The sequence below is a fragment of the Patiriisocius marinistellae genome, assembly GCF_009014635.1.
Classification (GTDB): Bacteria; Bacteroidota; Bacteroidia; order Flavobacteriales; family Flavobacteriaceae; genus Patiriisocius; species Patiriisocius marinistellae.
Genome location: NZ_BKCF01000006.1, coordinates 62331 through 77803, shown reverse-complemented (window position 1 = coordinate 77803; position 15473 = coordinate 62331). Strand labels below are relative to the sequence as shown.

At 33.0% G+C, this 15473-nt stretch carries 11 protein-coding genes; 7 read left to right on the top strand and 4 right to left on the bottom strand.

Annotated elements, in window-relative coordinates; genetic code table 11:
* Nucleotides 1-8 precede the first annotated feature (8 nt).
* Both GB234_RS13630 and GB234_RS13625 read right to left on the bottom strand, forming a co-directional pair.
* On the bottom strand, nt 9-413 hold the full coding sequence (locus GB234_RS13630; protein ID WP_151895138.1) for a response regulator: 405 nt from the start codon (nt 411-413) through the stop codon (nt 9-11).
* A 499-nt stretch (nt 414-912) separates the two neighbouring features.
* On the bottom strand, nt 913-2127 hold the full coding sequence (locus GB234_RS13625) for a Pycsar system effector family protein (RefSeq protein WP_151895137.1): 1215 nt from the start codon (nt 2125-2127) through the stop codon (nt 913-915).
* 152 nt (nt 2128-2279) lie between these two features.
* Between GB234_RS13625 and GB234_RS13620 the strand changes: the two genes are divergently transcribed.
* Nucleotides 2280-5960, top strand: coding sequence for a metallophosphoesterase (locus GB234_RS13620; RefSeq protein WP_172966897.1), 3681 nt, complete (start codon nt 2280-2282; stop codon nt 5958-5960).
* Between the two features lie 63 nt (nt 5961-6023).
* Entirely contained in the window at nt 6024-9701 is a 3678-nt protein-coding gene (locus GB234_RS13615; protein WP_151895135.1) for a metallophosphoesterase, read from the top strand.
* Between the two features lie 70 nt (nt 9702-9771).
* Here GB234_RS13615 and GB234_RS13610 read toward each other — a convergent pair whose 3' ends face one another.
* Both GB234_RS13610 and GB234_RS13605 read right to left on the bottom strand, forming a co-directional pair.
* Complete coding sequence (locus GB234_RS13610) at nt 9772-10653, bottom strand: esterase-like activity of phytase family protein (RefSeq protein ID WP_151895134.1); 882 nt, start codon at nt 10651-10653, stop codon at nt 9772-9774.
* An 84-nt stretch (nt 10654-10737) separates the two neighbouring features.
* Nucleotides 10738-11229: a Dps family protein gene (locus GB234_RS13605; RefSeq protein WP_151895133.1), complete on the bottom strand. Its 492-nt coding sequence runs from the start codon at nt 11227-11229 to the stop codon at nt 10738-10740.
* Between the two features lie 170 nt (nt 11230-11399).
* Here GB234_RS13605 and cysQ point away from each other — a divergent pair, with 170 nt between their 5' ends.
* Genes cysQ through GB234_RS13580 form a run of 5 tightly spaced genes read left to right on the top strand, consistent with a single transcriptional unit; the run spans nt 11400 to nt 15435 of the window.
* A complete protein-coding gene (gene cysQ / locus GB234_RS13600; protein WP_151895132.1) occupies nt 11400-12203 on the top strand; it encodes a 3'(2'),5'-bisphosphate nucleotidase CysQ in 804 nt (267 codons plus the stop codon).
* A complete protein-coding gene (locus GB234_RS13595; RefSeq protein ID WP_151895131.1) occupies nt 12204-12626 on the top strand; it encodes a DUF2061 domain-containing protein in 423 nt (140 codons plus the stop codon).
* Between the two features lie 12 nt (nt 12627-12638).
* Entirely contained in the window at nt 12639-13235 is a 597-nt protein-coding gene (gene cysC, locus GB234_RS13590; protein WP_151895130.1) for an adenylyl-sulfate kinase, read from the top strand.
* Entirely contained in the window at nt 13232-14137 is a 906-nt protein-coding gene (gene cysD / locus GB234_RS13585; protein ID WP_151895129.1) for a sulfate adenylyltransferase subunit CysD, read from the top strand. Before cysC ends, cysD begins: the two co-directional genes overlap by 4 nt.
* A gap of 41 nt (nt 14138-14178) precedes the next feature.
* On the top strand, nt 14179-15435 hold the full coding sequence (locus tag GB234_RS13580) for a sulfate adenylyltransferase subunit 1 (RefSeq protein ID WP_151895128.1): 1257 nt from the start codon (nt 14179-14181) through the stop codon (nt 15433-15435).
* Nucleotides 15436-15473 lie beyond the last annotated feature (38 nt).

Below are 15473 nucleotides of genomic sequence, written 5' to 3'. Positions count from 1 at the left end.
AGTGACATTTATTGGCCAGTAATCATCATTTCTGCCATTTCAGTTAAGGCTTCTTTTGTAATAGGTTTTACAACATAATTACTTACGTTTTGATAATTTTTAGCCCTTTCAAAATCAGCAGGATCAATAGATGATGTAACTATAAAAATAGTAGTACTTTCCTTACTCGGGATTTCTATAAATTTATCTAAAAATTCCCACCCGTCCATTATAGGCATATTTAAATCCAATAGAATCAAATCTGGTAATTTACTTCCAGATTTAATTATTTCGGTCAAGCCTATAATGGCTTTTTCACCATCATTGTAAATTAGAAAACTTGAGCAAAAATCTGCCATTTTCATTATTTTTTTTGTACCAAAAATAAAAATGGGATCATCGTCAATAATACACGCAGTATTAATTTTTGTCATATTTAATTGAATTTTATTTTTTTCTTATTCCTAATGTCTTTAAACTTCTATACATTCTCGCTAAAATAAGATTTGGCTTTTGCTATAAAAAGACCAATATCTCTTGCACCTTTAATTTTATATACATTCCAAAAAGCTTAAAGCCGAATCTCTTTAAATCAATTCTTAAAGTATTACCTTTTAATGATTAAACTACATATTTTTTGTAGTCTCGATTGATACTGTGATGGTGCTGTCTCAATCACTTGATCGATATTTTGAACCGTTTGAGATAAAGTTATATAAAATAATAGCAAAATAATAATGAACACAAACGATTTTAAAAAAAAAGAATCATTTATCGACTCCTATTTATTAATAGTTACTTGATTTAGGAACGTTTTTTTGTTTGCAAAGAAATAGTACTACTAGAGTGTAAATAATAAAACAGAAAATTGTATTTAATTTTTTCTCATTGGATATTTACTATTTTTAAATTAGTAAATATCCAAATCTGCTTTTAATTTACCTCAATAGTAGGAACTTCAACGGGGTGTCCAGAAATATAAAATGAAATTCCAAAAGATATGATGGAAATAATTGTTCCAATTACGAAAATTGTATATGTGGTCCTTAAAATACGGTATTTTCGGTCTAATACTTTTCCGAGGAAATATAAATCTTTGGTTAAAGAAGAATAGATGTATTCTCTATCTTTAAGTAATTCTTCCATGGCCCATTCAAATTGAGAAAGTTCCATTTTATGAAAATTTCCGAAGAAAGCAAGATTAACACTTTTATTTGCTACATCTTCTTTAGTAAATTCACCACGAGTTACGTTAGGTCTCGTCGCAATGACAGATAATATCATCGTGGTCGCACTTGACAAAACAAATATTGCCGTAGGAATAACTAAGAAATCGTTTGAATCTAATTTTGATAATAGGTTAGATAATACTAGTGATATGATAATCGCATTTACAGATAATAAGATGTTAGCTTTTGTATCTGCAATATCACTCAACTTAATATGATTACGCAATGCTACTCTATAAAAACTTTGAATTCCTCTATCTGGACTAGCCTCTTTATACTTAGCCTTAAGCTGGGCTTTCATGTCCTCTTTCTTGCGAGTTTTTTTTAATTTTTTCTTTTCTTTAATTAGATTCGCTAGATTTTTTTCCTTTTGAGGCTGCCATTTATTCATAGCGTACTCACTATAATATTGATGTTTCTTTACAAGAACATTAATATTCTCATTTCTCCACTCATTAGCGGTATATTCTTTTATACCTTGTAATTTATATTCTTGCCTTAAAAATTCGCTTGCTTCATCAAAATATTTTTTACCAAAATGGCTTGAATCTGCATCTTTAATCATCTCCTCCATAGAATCCTTAGGATCTACGTCAAATTTTGTAGCAATAATGCATTTTACTACGCCTTCAATAATTTCTTCATCAACGTTTTGCGATTTTAAAAATTTTCTAGCGATTTTAGCACTTACTTCTTCATGACCATCTCTAGTCTCGGTATATCCAGTATCATGTAATAATGCAGCTAACTTTAATACTGTAGCATCTTTAACATTAATTTGTGACTCTTCGATAATATCGTTTATACTTTTATACACTCGTTTTGAGTGTGTATAGTTGTGATATACAAAATTGTTAGGTAGTTTATCTTTAAAAAGATTCATTACAAAAGCATCTGTACTATCAATAATATCGCTCATAAATTATAGGAATTAGTCAACCAAATTACTAAAAAAAATAGTGACGTTTTTTTTTACTTTAAAAATTAACATCAATATAACTTTTTTAGCATCTTGCGATCACGATAATACTCTTAATGCCATTTATGTATAATAAAATTTTTACTATTTTTTTGATTTCATATTTTTTGGTTTCTTGCGCGACCTATGAACCACAATATAGAAATCCAGAAGCAGTTTCTGTTTTTCCGTCTAATAAAGAAATTGAAAAAACATTCTACCTCATTGGTGATGGAGGAAAATCACCTGACGGAACTTTAAGTAAAGGACTACAAGTTGTAGAAAACTATTTAAAAGAGAATCCAGTTAAAGGAGATTATGCTATTTTTCTTGGTGATAATATTTATCCAGATGGAATGCCTCCACTTGGAGCAGAGGATCGAAAACACTCAGAGTATCAGCTTGATGCTCAAGTTAAATCTTTAGGTAATTTTAATGGTACCATGTATTTTATTCCAGGAAACCACGATTGGTATAATGATGCACTTGTAGGTCTCAAAAGAGAAGAGGATTATTTAACCGAAATTTCTAACGGAAAACGATTGCTCCAACCAGAAGATGGGTGTCCCATTTCAAGTGTTAAAGTGACAAAAAATATCCAACTCATCATGATTGATAGTCAGTGGTATCTCGAAGATTGGAATTTTTTACCTACTGTAAACGCATTATGTGAAATTAAAACACGAGAAAAGTTTTTTATTGAACTAGAATATGAAATAGAAAAGCATCAAAATAAAACTATTGTTTTTGCAATGCACCATCCTATGTTTACTAATGGAACACATGGAGGTTATTTTGCATTAAAAAAACATTTATATCCCACACAACGTAATTTGCCATTACCTGTTTTATCATCTCTAGTCACACAAATTAGATCACAAGGCGGGGTTTCAATACAAGATAGGTATAATGAATTGTATAATAATTTAATGGTAAGACTAGGTGCTATTGCTAAAAAACATGAGCGTCTTGTCTTTGCATCTGGGCACGAACATACATTACAGCATATAGAAAAAGATGGGCTCATTCAAATTGTTACTGGTAGTGCAGCAAAGGAATCTGCAGCATCATTAGGTAAAGATGGTGTTTTTAGTACTGGGGCTCAGGGGTTTGCTGTGATGGACGTTTTTAAAGATGGTTCATCTTGGGTACGTTATTTTATAGCTGGAGCTAATAATGAACCCAAAATGGTCTTTCAAAAAGAAATTATCAAACCTATAAAAATGTATGATGTTAGCGCTCTCAATACAGCGTATGCAGATGAAGTAAGTGTGCCAGTTTATACCAAAGATAGCATTAGAGAAGCACTTTTTTTTAAGACAATTTATGGGCAAAAATACAAAGAAGCTTATGAAACCCCAGTAACTGCAAAAGTTGCTTTGTTAGATACATTATATGGTGGATTAACACCAGTTAGAGAAACAGGGAAAAAAGATTATAAGGCCTTACGACTTAAAGATAAAAATGGAAGAATTTATAGAATGAGAGCATTAGCAAAAAATTCTTTCAAATATTCACAACCCATTGTATTGACAGATGCTACAACCGAAACCACTCAAAAAGATCAAGTTGCCGAAATTACGGTGCCAGATAATTTTAATTCAGACTTCTACACTGCAACACACCCATATGCAGCATTAAGTATTCCAACTCTTGCACAACCTTTAGATATATTTTTTACAGTAAACGAATTATACTATATACCTAAACAACAAATTTTAGGGAAGTATAATGAAAGTTTTGGAGGAGAATTATATTATATCGCTATTGAACCAGCGGTTGAAAATGAAGGAGAACAAATATTTAGTTATCCTGTAGATATTGAAACTACTGATGATATACTAATAAAATTACGTAACAACCCATCTGTATTGATTGATGAAGAAAGTTATATTACATCAAGACTGTTTGATATGTTGATAGGTGATTGGGACCGCGAACCAGACCATTGGAGATGGGCTGAGTATTTAAAGAAAGGCGGTAGTTATTATGTACCTATACCTAGAGACCGTGATGATGCTTTTTCTAGCTTTGATGGAAATATAATTGATATAGCCCGCTCCATATTTAGCGGAAGTAGAGAAACCCATATTTATAGAGATGATTTTAGAGATATTCAATGGTTTAATGAAGAGGGAATTATTCTTGATCGTGCTATTTTAAAACGCTCGGGAGCTAAGCAATGGATTTTTGCTGCACAAAGAATTCAAGAAAAATTAACAGACGAGATTATAGATCAAGCTTTTGCTAAAATACCTAAGGAAGTGTCTAATCAATCATTAGAAGATATTAAAAACACCTTGAAAAAGCGAAGAGATAATCTTGCAGATATTGCAGAAACACACCACAAATACGTAGCTAATTTACAAACCATAACAGGAACAGATGAGAGTGATTATTTTGAAATTACTAGACTACCTGGAGGGATAACAAATGTAAAAACGTATGAATATAATGGAGGTTTAAAAGCATTTATTGGAGAGAAAAATTTTGACCATAACATCACGAGAGAAGTCTGGGTTTATGGGCTTGATGGTGATGATACTTTTGAAGTAAAAGGAGTAGATAATGATCTCATTTACTTAAGGGTTATTGGTGGTCGGGGTACTGATTATTTTGATTTAAAAGATGGGCGAAGAGCAAAAGTATATGATACAGAAGACCAAATATCTGTCATTAAAGAGAACGATGGAGGAGAACTTATATTTACAAATCTTTATAATTTAAACACTTACGATTATCGTAAGCAAATAGAGCGAAATACACGCTACGCTCCTGCATTAGGGTACAATCCAGATGACGGCTTTAGGGCGGGTTTACAATATGTTTATACGGTTAATAGTTTTAAAAGAAATCCATTCTCTAAACGCCATGTTATTACTGGTGGATACTACTATGAGACTAACAGTTTTGATGTTGAATATAATGGTGAATTTGCGAATTCGATTGGGGATAGTAATTTGAGCATTGGTTTAAGATTAACGAGCCCTAATTACACAGTAAATTATTTTGGCTACGGAAATGAAACCAATAATCCAGAAGACGTCCTTGGCTTTAACTACAATCGTATAGAATTGCAAAATAATACGGTATATGCAGGACTTATTAGAAACTCTAGCTTTGGTAGTGTATTCTCTTTAAAAGCAAAATTTGATAGTTACCGTTTACAAAGTACAATGAATAATTTATACCAAGATAAAGGGGAGGTTTTACTTGAAGACACAGACTATTTTGCAACTATTGAAGGTAAATATGATTATAAAAGTTATGATAATCCATTAAATCCAGCTCGTGGAATGGTATTTAATTTAACAGCAGGATTGACTGATAATTTAACGAGTTTAGAACGTGTTTTTGGATATTTAAAATCCAGTATTACATTTTATAATGCTTTAACAAGTGATGAAAAACTTGTGTTGAAAAGTACTGTGAAATCCCAATTTAATTTCGGAAATAAATTTGAATTTTATCAAGGAGTAAATGCAGGGGCAAATAATGGTTTAAGAGGGTATAGAGAGGAGCGCTTCACGGGTAAAAGTGCTTTAGTTTCGGGAGCAGATTTAAGATATAGCTTTAGTGAATTTGACATTGGTCTTTTCCCCATACAAATAGGAATTTATGCTGGAGGAGATTTAGGTCGTGTTTGGACTCCCTCAGATAACTCAGAGCAATGGCATAATGATTATGGTGGTGGTCTTTGGATAAATGGAGCTGGAGGTTTTGGTACAAACGTTAGTGCATTTAGGTCAAAAGAAGGAACACGTATTTCCTTTGGAGTAGGATTCAACTTTTAAAACTTCAAAAATAATCTTCAATTTACGATTAATAAATTCTGTGACATTACTCTAAAAACACCTATGAATATAAAATTACTTATCCCTACCTTAATATTCTTGTTATGTATTAATTGTACAGTACATAAAATGGTCATTGCAGATGAAATTAATAACCCTATTGAAAGAAACCCTACAAAAACAGCACAGGTTTTTTATATTGTTGGAAATGCCTCTACAACAAAGGCAAAAGCTGTTCCCGTACTAGATGCAATGCAATCTCATATTGCCAAAACAAATCCTACTAATCCACAAATTATATTTACTGGTGATAATATAAATGGAAGCAAAAAAGATACTATTTATGTTAAAAAACAATTGGACAGGCATCTAGATTTTATCAATAAGGTTGATGGAACATCATATATGATTCCCGGGAATTATGACTGGGATTTTAATAAAACAAGAGGGTTAGAATTTGTTGAAGAATATTTAAATAAAAATGCAAATCAAGAGGATATTCTAGTACCAAAGAACGGTGCCCCGCTTAAAAGTATTGAAGTTAACGATGCCGTTCAAATGATTATCGTAGACAGTCAATGGTATATTTTAAATTGGTATTTAAATCCAGAAATGAATGACAAAAGCGAAATTAAATCGCGAGAAAAACTACTGTCAGAGATTAAGGGTGAACTAAAAAAAAATGCAAATAAAACCATTTTGTTTGTGATGCATCACCCCATGTTTACAAATGGATTACACGGTGGTCGTTTTTCATTTAGAGACCACATATTTCCATTAGGTGGAGATATTCCGTTGCCGGGGATTGCTACACTTATTACGCAAATTCGCTCTCAAGGAGGTATAGCAATTCAAGATAGATTTAATGCAAAGTACCGTGAGTTAATGGAAGAGTTACAAATTATGCTAGATAATCCAGCGTTGAGGACGGTATTAATATCTGGACATGAAGAGAATTTACAATATATTGAACAGGGGAATATAAAGCAAGTAATTTCGGGAGCTGGGAGTGATGTGAAGCCAGTGAATGTAAGTGATAACGGGTTGTTTTCTTATGGACAGCAAGGATTTTCCACCCTTGAAATTTCAGAAGAAAATAGTGTGTTTGTTAGTTTCTTCGGAAATGATATGAACGGAAATTACGAGCTATTGTTTAAAAAAGAAATTTTACCCAAAATAGTAGCTCCCAATCTTGATAGTCTGCCTGAAAGATTTCCTAAATCGTTTAAAGCATCGGTCTATAAACCAGAAGAAACAGAAAAAACAGATTATTTTGAGTCCTTTTGGGGTAATCATTACAGAGCGGTTTATGGGACTGAGGTAACAGCAAATACGGCTATTTTAGATACGCTTTATGGAGGTCTAGAGGTGATGCGAAAAGGTGGAGGTCATCAAACAAAATCACTACGTCTTAAAACAAAAGATGGAAAAGAATACAATATGCGTGCACTTAAAAAAAGTGCTGTACAATTTTTAGAAACTACTACCTTTCAGGGTATTGATGGAGAGGTTTATTTTGACAATACTATTCCAGCAAATTTAATATCAGATTTTTACACAGCGGCACATCCCTACGGAGCTTTTGCTATTCCTACACTTGCAAAAGCTGCACAGGTATATTATACCACACCAGAGTTGTTTTATGTGCCGCAGCAAAAGGCATTAGGGAAATTTAATGAAGAATTTGGAGATGCTTTATATATGATTGTGGAACGCCCGACGGATGATTATTTAAATAAGAAAAATTTTGGCTATCCAGATGATGTGGAAAGTACAGATGACTTATTAGAAAAATTGCGAAGAGATGAGAGTTACACAGTTAATGAACCTGCATACATAAAAGCACGTATTTTTGATATGCTTATAGGTGATTGGGACAGGCATAGTGATCAATGGCGCTGGGCAGAAATAGAGGTTGGTAACGATAAAAAAGAATTTTTACCCATTCCTAGGGACAGGGACCAAGTTTTTGCAAACTTTGATGGAGAGTTTTTAGATGCGTTGAGGGCGATGATGGGTACTGTAAACCAGTTTGGTGTTTATGGTGAAGACATTGGCGATATAAAATGGTTTAACGAAGCAGGATCAAAATTAGATAGAGCACTTATCAAACGAAGCGGAAAAGAGGTATGGATAGCACAAGCAAAATTTTTACAAAATGCCATTAATGAAAATATTATTGATGATGCATTTAGTGCTTTGCCAGAAGAAACCCAAGGAAAAACGACTCAAGAGATTAAAGAAAAATTATTACTTCGTAAAGCAAACTTGGTAAACATTGTAGAGCGATATTACACGCAGTTTTCAAAATTTCAAATGTTAACAGGAACAGACAAAGATGACCTATTTGAAATTGAAAGAAAAAGTGATGGAGTGACTAATATTTCGGCATATAGAATTAAGGATGGCGAAAAAGGAGATGTATTGTTTGAAAGAAGTTTTTCTTCAGAAACTACTGAGGAAATATGGTTGTATGGCTTAGATGATAAAGATGTTTTTAAGGTAAGCGGTGATGGTAATAATCTAATTAAAATGCACGCAATTGGTGGGCAAAACAACGATACATTTGATGTTCAAAATGGAAAGAAAATCTATATTTATGATCACCGAGCAAAGAAAAATACAATTGAAAAAAGAGGTGGTGCAAATGTGCGATTGACAAAATTTTATGAAGCTAATATTTATGACTACAAAAGATACCCAACAGAAAGTGGTGGTGTAGGATTAGCAGCAAACTACAACCCAGATGACGGTACTCTGATTACTGCAGAGTATAGCAAAGAAAAAAACAATTTTTTATTAAACCCTTACAGTAGTAAATTTTATTTAAAAGCGGAATACGCTTCATTAACGCAGGGTATTGATGTTAGCGCTGCGAAATATTTTGCTTCTATTTTTTCAGATTTTAATTTAGTAATTGATGGAAGATTTACATCAAAAAATTATACAGAAAACTTCTTTGGCTTCGGAAATGAAACTAACAATTTTGATGAGTTACTTAGCATTGATTTTAATAGAGTTAATTTAAGTAGATATAAAGCAGGAGCAGGAGTAGAGCGTACTTCACAATATGGAAGTTATTTCCAAATAAAGTTTGATTTTGACGCTGTTGAATTTGTAGAAAATGGTAATAATTTTATTAAACAATCTAATACTACAGTTCTTGGAGAACGTTCTTATTATGCAATACCTTCTATGACCTATGTGTACAGTAATTTTGATAATACAAGTTTTACAAGTAAGGGTATGGAGTTTCGTTTAAAGGGGGGAGGTATTGATGATTTAAATGATGATATTCTTACAGGCTTTATAGATAGTCATGTTTCGTTTTACAATTCATTATTGAGTAATAATAAGTTGATCTTGAATACGCAGGTGCGCTCACGATATACCTTTGGTGATCGTCCTCAATTTTTTCAAAATGCACAATTGGGGGCAGATAATGGCTTGAGAGGTTACAGAAACCAAAGATTTACTGGAGATGGTAGCCTTGCAGGAAGAGCAGATTTAATCTATAATTTTGAGAAAATTAAAACATTTTTATTTCCTCTAACATTAAGTGCATATGTGGGTTATGATATAGGAAAAGTATGGGTTGATAATCAATCATCAAATGAGTGGCATGATGATTATGGCGGAGGTTTTGTGCTTAAATGGACAGAAGCAATCCAAGCTAAAGCTCAATACTTTCAAAGTAAGGAAAGTGGCAGATTTGAATTTGGATTTGCTTTGAGATATTAGATACGAGTGCTCCTTTTATAATTCAATAAGATTAAAACTTTATCTAATTTTTATACTCATTGACTTATTCTTATTTCAATTTTAATTCTTTACTAATATCTAAAAGATAAAGATTACCACCTTGAGGGCCGTTTCTTTCATCGGCAATATAAATATGAGTTTTATCTTTAAATGTTACACTTTCTTTTTGTGATTTATGATCTAGTTTAATTTCGGTTACTTTTCCGCTAAAAAAATTATCCCCTTTGTAATTGCTAAGCACCCAAAGTTTATTGTAACTTAGTAAGATAATGTCTCCTGTTTGATGATTTATAGTTGCCGAAGTTACTTGACAATCATCATCATCATTACATGTTTTAAAAGTATCAATTAATTGGGCAGTATAGTCTCCGGGTGTAGCTGGTAGTTTGTAAACCTTGGTTGTTCCGTCAAAGTCTTTACTGCGATTTCGGGTAAAGAGATAAAGGTTTTCTCCTTTGTTAAAGAAGGCTTCAATGTCATAATTGCGATCTTTCTTTTTAGGTGGGTAGTCTGTTTGATCGCTTAATTTAAATGTAATTTTTTGGGTAGCTGTATCTTGACTTGCAAGATTAGCGATATCATTAATTTTATAGATTGTTAAATCTTTGCGTTTGCTAGCATTATTTCCAAAATCACCTATATATAAATTCCCTCTTTTGTCACTTGCTAAATCTTCCCAATCAACATTTTGAGCATTTTTGATAGTAAATTGCTGTGCCATTTTCTTTTCTTTTAAATCGTATGACATAACAGTAGCATCACTACCACTGTCACTAATAAGCCAAAGAGATTCATTATTTGGTATCATTTCAATACCGCTTATTTCGGCAAATTCATCAGGGAGTGAAGTAATAATCTCCATTTTTCCAAAATCTTGCTGTCCGCAACTATAAAGTGAAATAATAAATAAAAGGAATGAGATGTTTTTCATAATCAAGAAAGGTGAAAATTAAAAGACATTTAAATTAAATCCAATAGAATTTAACTTAAATGTCTCTAATATAAAATTTTATATTTATGCTTCTGGGTGCGAATCTTTTCCACTCATTGACCATGCGTCTAACATCCAACTTGTTTTTTCAAGGTCACCTATATATCCACCTATCATATCAATAGTACCTTCATCTTTCGCTTCATCAGCGACATCAACTACGGTGCGCATTTGTTTTAGTAATTTGCCATGATCTTCTAACAAAATTTTTACCATTTCAGTATCTTTTGTTTCTGACTTGCTTTCTGATATACTAGATTCTTTTAAGTAGTCTGAAAAATTACTTACAGGCTGAAACCTTAACGTCAATATACGTTCTGCAATTTCATCAACTTTTAATTTTGCATCATCATACATTTCTTCAAATTTTACGTGTAAGTCAAAAAAGTGCTTCCCCGTTATATTCCAATGAAAATTACGTAACTTTTGGTAATACATGTGATAATCAGCTAAGAGGGTGTTAAGTTCTTTTGCTGTTTTAGTAATTTTTTTCTTATCTAGGTTTAGGTAATTCATGGTTTTATGTTTTATTTCAAAGTTATAATGATTTGATAATCCTACCAATTTTATAAAGTTGTTTAGTTTTTATTTAACTTAATTATCATAAAAAATTTGAATTTGAAATGCGATATAAAAAAGTCACGAAGTCTAATCCTGTATATTTGTAATTTAATAAAACTAACTAAATGCAACAACTTCTAGAAACGGCAATTAAAGCAGCAATTGATGGCGGAAAGGCTATATTAAAAATATATGTAACCGATTTTGAAGTGTTGTCAAAAGACGACGCCTCTCCTTTAACACAAGCAGACAAAAACGCTAACGATATAATCAATAGATATTTAGTGGACACAAAAATCCCTATTATCAGCGAGGAAAATAAGCAACTTGCATACGAGGAGCGTAAAGATTGGAGTCGTTGTTGGATAGTAGACCCTCTTGATGGGACAAAGGAATTTGTTAAACGTAATGGGGAGTTTACTGTAAACATTGCGCTTGTTGAAAATGGCAACCCTATTCTTGGGGTTATTTATGTTCCTGTTACGAAAGAGTTATATTACACTACTGCAGATGCTAGAAATGCGATGAAAGCTACTTTAGTTTCAGAAGAAGAGGATACGATTGAAAGTATTTTAAATAATGCAGAAATTATAAGTCCTTCGGAAATTTCTGTTGATGAAAACTTCGTTATCAAAATTGTAGGAAGTAGGTCGCACTTAAATGATGAAACAAAACAGTTTATTTCAGAAATAGAAAAAAATAACACTGTCGAAATTGTAAGTAAAGGAAGTTCTTTAAAGTTTTGTTTAGTAGCTGAAGGCGCAGCACATATATATCCACGTTACGCACCCACAATGGAATGGGATACTGCCGCAGGACAGGCTATATGCCAAGCAGCAGATGTTCAAGTAATAGATAATGAAACAAAAACACCTCTTAAGTACAATAAGGAAAATTTGTTAAATCCTTACTTTTTAGTAAAAAAATAAGTGCGCGATTCATCACATAAAAGACATATTGCAAAAACCATTACTTGGCGCTTTGTAGGAACAATTGATACAATTATTCTTTCTTGGATAATTACAGGAAATCCATTAACCGGGTTAAAAATAGGGCTCGCAGAAGTTATTACAAAAATGATTTTATACTATTTACATGAACGTATTTGGTTTAAAATAAACCTCTCAAAAAATGGAAAAATTTTAACAAGCCGAAAACGACATTTAGCAAAAACGTTAACTTGGCGAGCAATAGGTACTGTTGATACCATGTTATTATCATTTATTATTACTGGAAATCCAATGACAGGTCTGAAAATAGGCATTGCTGAAATGATAACAAAAATGATTTTATATTATTTACATGAACGTTTCTGGTACAAATTAGATTATGGATTACAACCACGTCGTTAATAAAAGTGAACAATGAAAAACATTATTCCTCAATCGTTTAATATTTCGGCAGAAAATAGACGTACTTTAAAAAAGCATAAACCTTTATTATTGTGGTTTACGGGACTTTCTGGGTCTGGTAAATCTACAATAGCGAATGCGGTTGAGCAGGCATTATTTATTAAAGGAGTTCACACGTATGCCCTAGATGGCGATAATGTGAGAGGAGGTTTAAATAACAATCTAACATTTTCTCCTCAAGATAGGAAAGAAAATATACGACGTATTGCAGAGGTGGCTAATTTAATGATTGATGCAGGACTTATTGTCACAGCATCCTTTGTTTCTCCGTATAGAGAAGACCGAGAAAATGTTGAAAGGATTGTTGGAGAGGCAAACTTTGTTGAGATATTTGTGAATACACCTATTGAAGTGTGTGAGAGACGAGATGTGAAAGGATTATATGCAAAAGCACGCGCAGGAGAAATAAAACAATTTACAGGAATTGATGCGCCCTATGAGGCTCCTTTAAATCCTGCAATTGAAATAGACACGACAAAAACTTCCATAAATGAATCGGTTGCTTTAATTTTATCCCAAATCAATTCACATTTAGCTTTAGAAAAATGAGCAAATACTATTTAAATTATTTGGACGAACTAGAGAGCGAAGCTATTTATATTCTGAGAGAAGTATGGGCGCAATTTGAGAATCCAGTGATTCTCTTCTCTGGCGGGAAAGATTCAATCTTAGTGACACATTTAGCTCAAAAAGCCTTTTATCCCTCAAAGATTCCGTTTCCCTTAATGCATGTTGATACGGGGCATAATTTTCCTGAGACCATTCAATTTAGAGATGATTTAGTTAAAGAACTAGGCGTTGAGTTATTGGTTGGCTCAGTTCAAGAAGCTATTGATGACGGACGTGTTGCAGAGGAAAAAGGAAAAAATGCAACAAGAAATACATTACAGATTACCACACTTTTAGACGCTATTGAAAAGAATAAAGTAGATTGTGCCATAGGTGGAGGAAGGCGTGATGAAGAGAAGGCACGTGCTAAGGAGCGTTTTTTCTCGCATAGAGATGATTTTGGACAATGGGATCCTAAAAATCAACGTCCCGAATTATGGAATATACTAAACGGAAAGCATTTTGAAGGAGAGCATTTTAGAGCATTTCCTATTAGTAACTGGACAGAGATGGATGTTTGGAATTATATTTTAAGAGAGAACATTGCAATCCCATCATTATACTTGGCGCATCAGCGAGATGTTGTTTGGCGAAGTAATAGCTGGATTCCAGTTTCAGAATTTCTGAAATTAGACGCGGGAGAAAAAGTTGAGAATAAAAAAATACGTTTTAGAACATTGGGTGATATTACCATTACTGGTGGATTAGAAAGTGATGCTGATACTTTAGAAAAGATTGTGGCCGAAGTTTCGGCAATGAAACAAACGGAGCGAGGTAATAGGACTGATGATAAACGTAGTGAAAGTGCTATGGAGGATAGAAAGAGGCAAGGTTATTTTTAGATAACGACGTTAAAGGGATTATTAAAATTTCAGAAGAAAAAATGGCAATAGATAACAACCAACTACTAAGATTCACCACTGCAGGGAGTGTGGACGATGGAAAAAGTACGCTAATAGGCCGACTTCTATATGATAGTAAAGCAATCTTCGAGGATCAACTAGAAGCTGTTACAGTAACAAGTAAGCGTAAAGGACACGAAGGTGTTGACTTGGCATTATTTACTGATGGTCTTAGAGATGAGCGTGAGCAGGGGATTACTATTGATGTAGCATATCGCTATTTTACTACTCCAAAGCGGAAGTTTATTATTGCAGATACCCCAGGGCATATTCAATATACCCGTAATATGGTTACGGGTGCGTCAACAGCAAATGCAGCATTAATATTAATCGATGCTCGCCATGGTGTCATTGAGCAAACTAAACGCCACGCATTCATAGCCTCTTTATTACAAATTCCACACGTCATTGTGTGTGTGAATAAAATGGATTTAGTAAAATATGATGAAACTGTTTATAATAATATTGTATCGCAGTTTGAAGAATTTTCATCAAAACTCTATGTAAAAGATGTGCGTTTTTTACCTATGAGTGCCTTAGATGGTGATAATGTAGTAAACCGAAGTACTAATATGAATTGGTTTCAAGGAGCTCCATTATTACATACGCTTGAAACATTACACATAAGTAGTGATGTAAATAAAATAGACGCACGTTTTCCAGTCCAAACGGTGTTACGCCCGCAACGTGATGGATTTATTGATTATCGCGGCTATGCAGGACGTATAGCCAGCGGGATTTTTAGACCAGGTGATGACATTGTTGTGATGCCTTCAGGGTTTAACTCAAAAGTTAAAACAATTGATACAGATAAAGGAACACTAGAAGAAGCTTTTGCTCCTATGAGTGTTTCAATCACTCTTGAAGATGATATTGATGTGAGTAGGGGAGATATGATAGTTAAATTAAATAACCAAGCAAAAGCTGTTCAAGAATTTGATGCCATGATTTGTTGGTTTAATAACAAAGCGGCAAGACCTCGAGCTAAATACACGATTGTTCATACATCAAATGAACAAAAAGCAATGATTAAAAATGTGGTTTATAAAATTGACATTAACACATATTCACGTATTGAGAATGATAAGGAGCTCACGATGAATGACATTTCTAGGGTGACTATCAAAACAACACGCCCCATTATGGCAGATGAATATAGAGACAATAGAATAACGGGTAGTTTTATATTAATTGATGATGCAACACATGAAACTTTAGCTGCAGGGATGATTGTTTAATTAAATTTATTTAAATACATAAAATTAAATACCTTTGC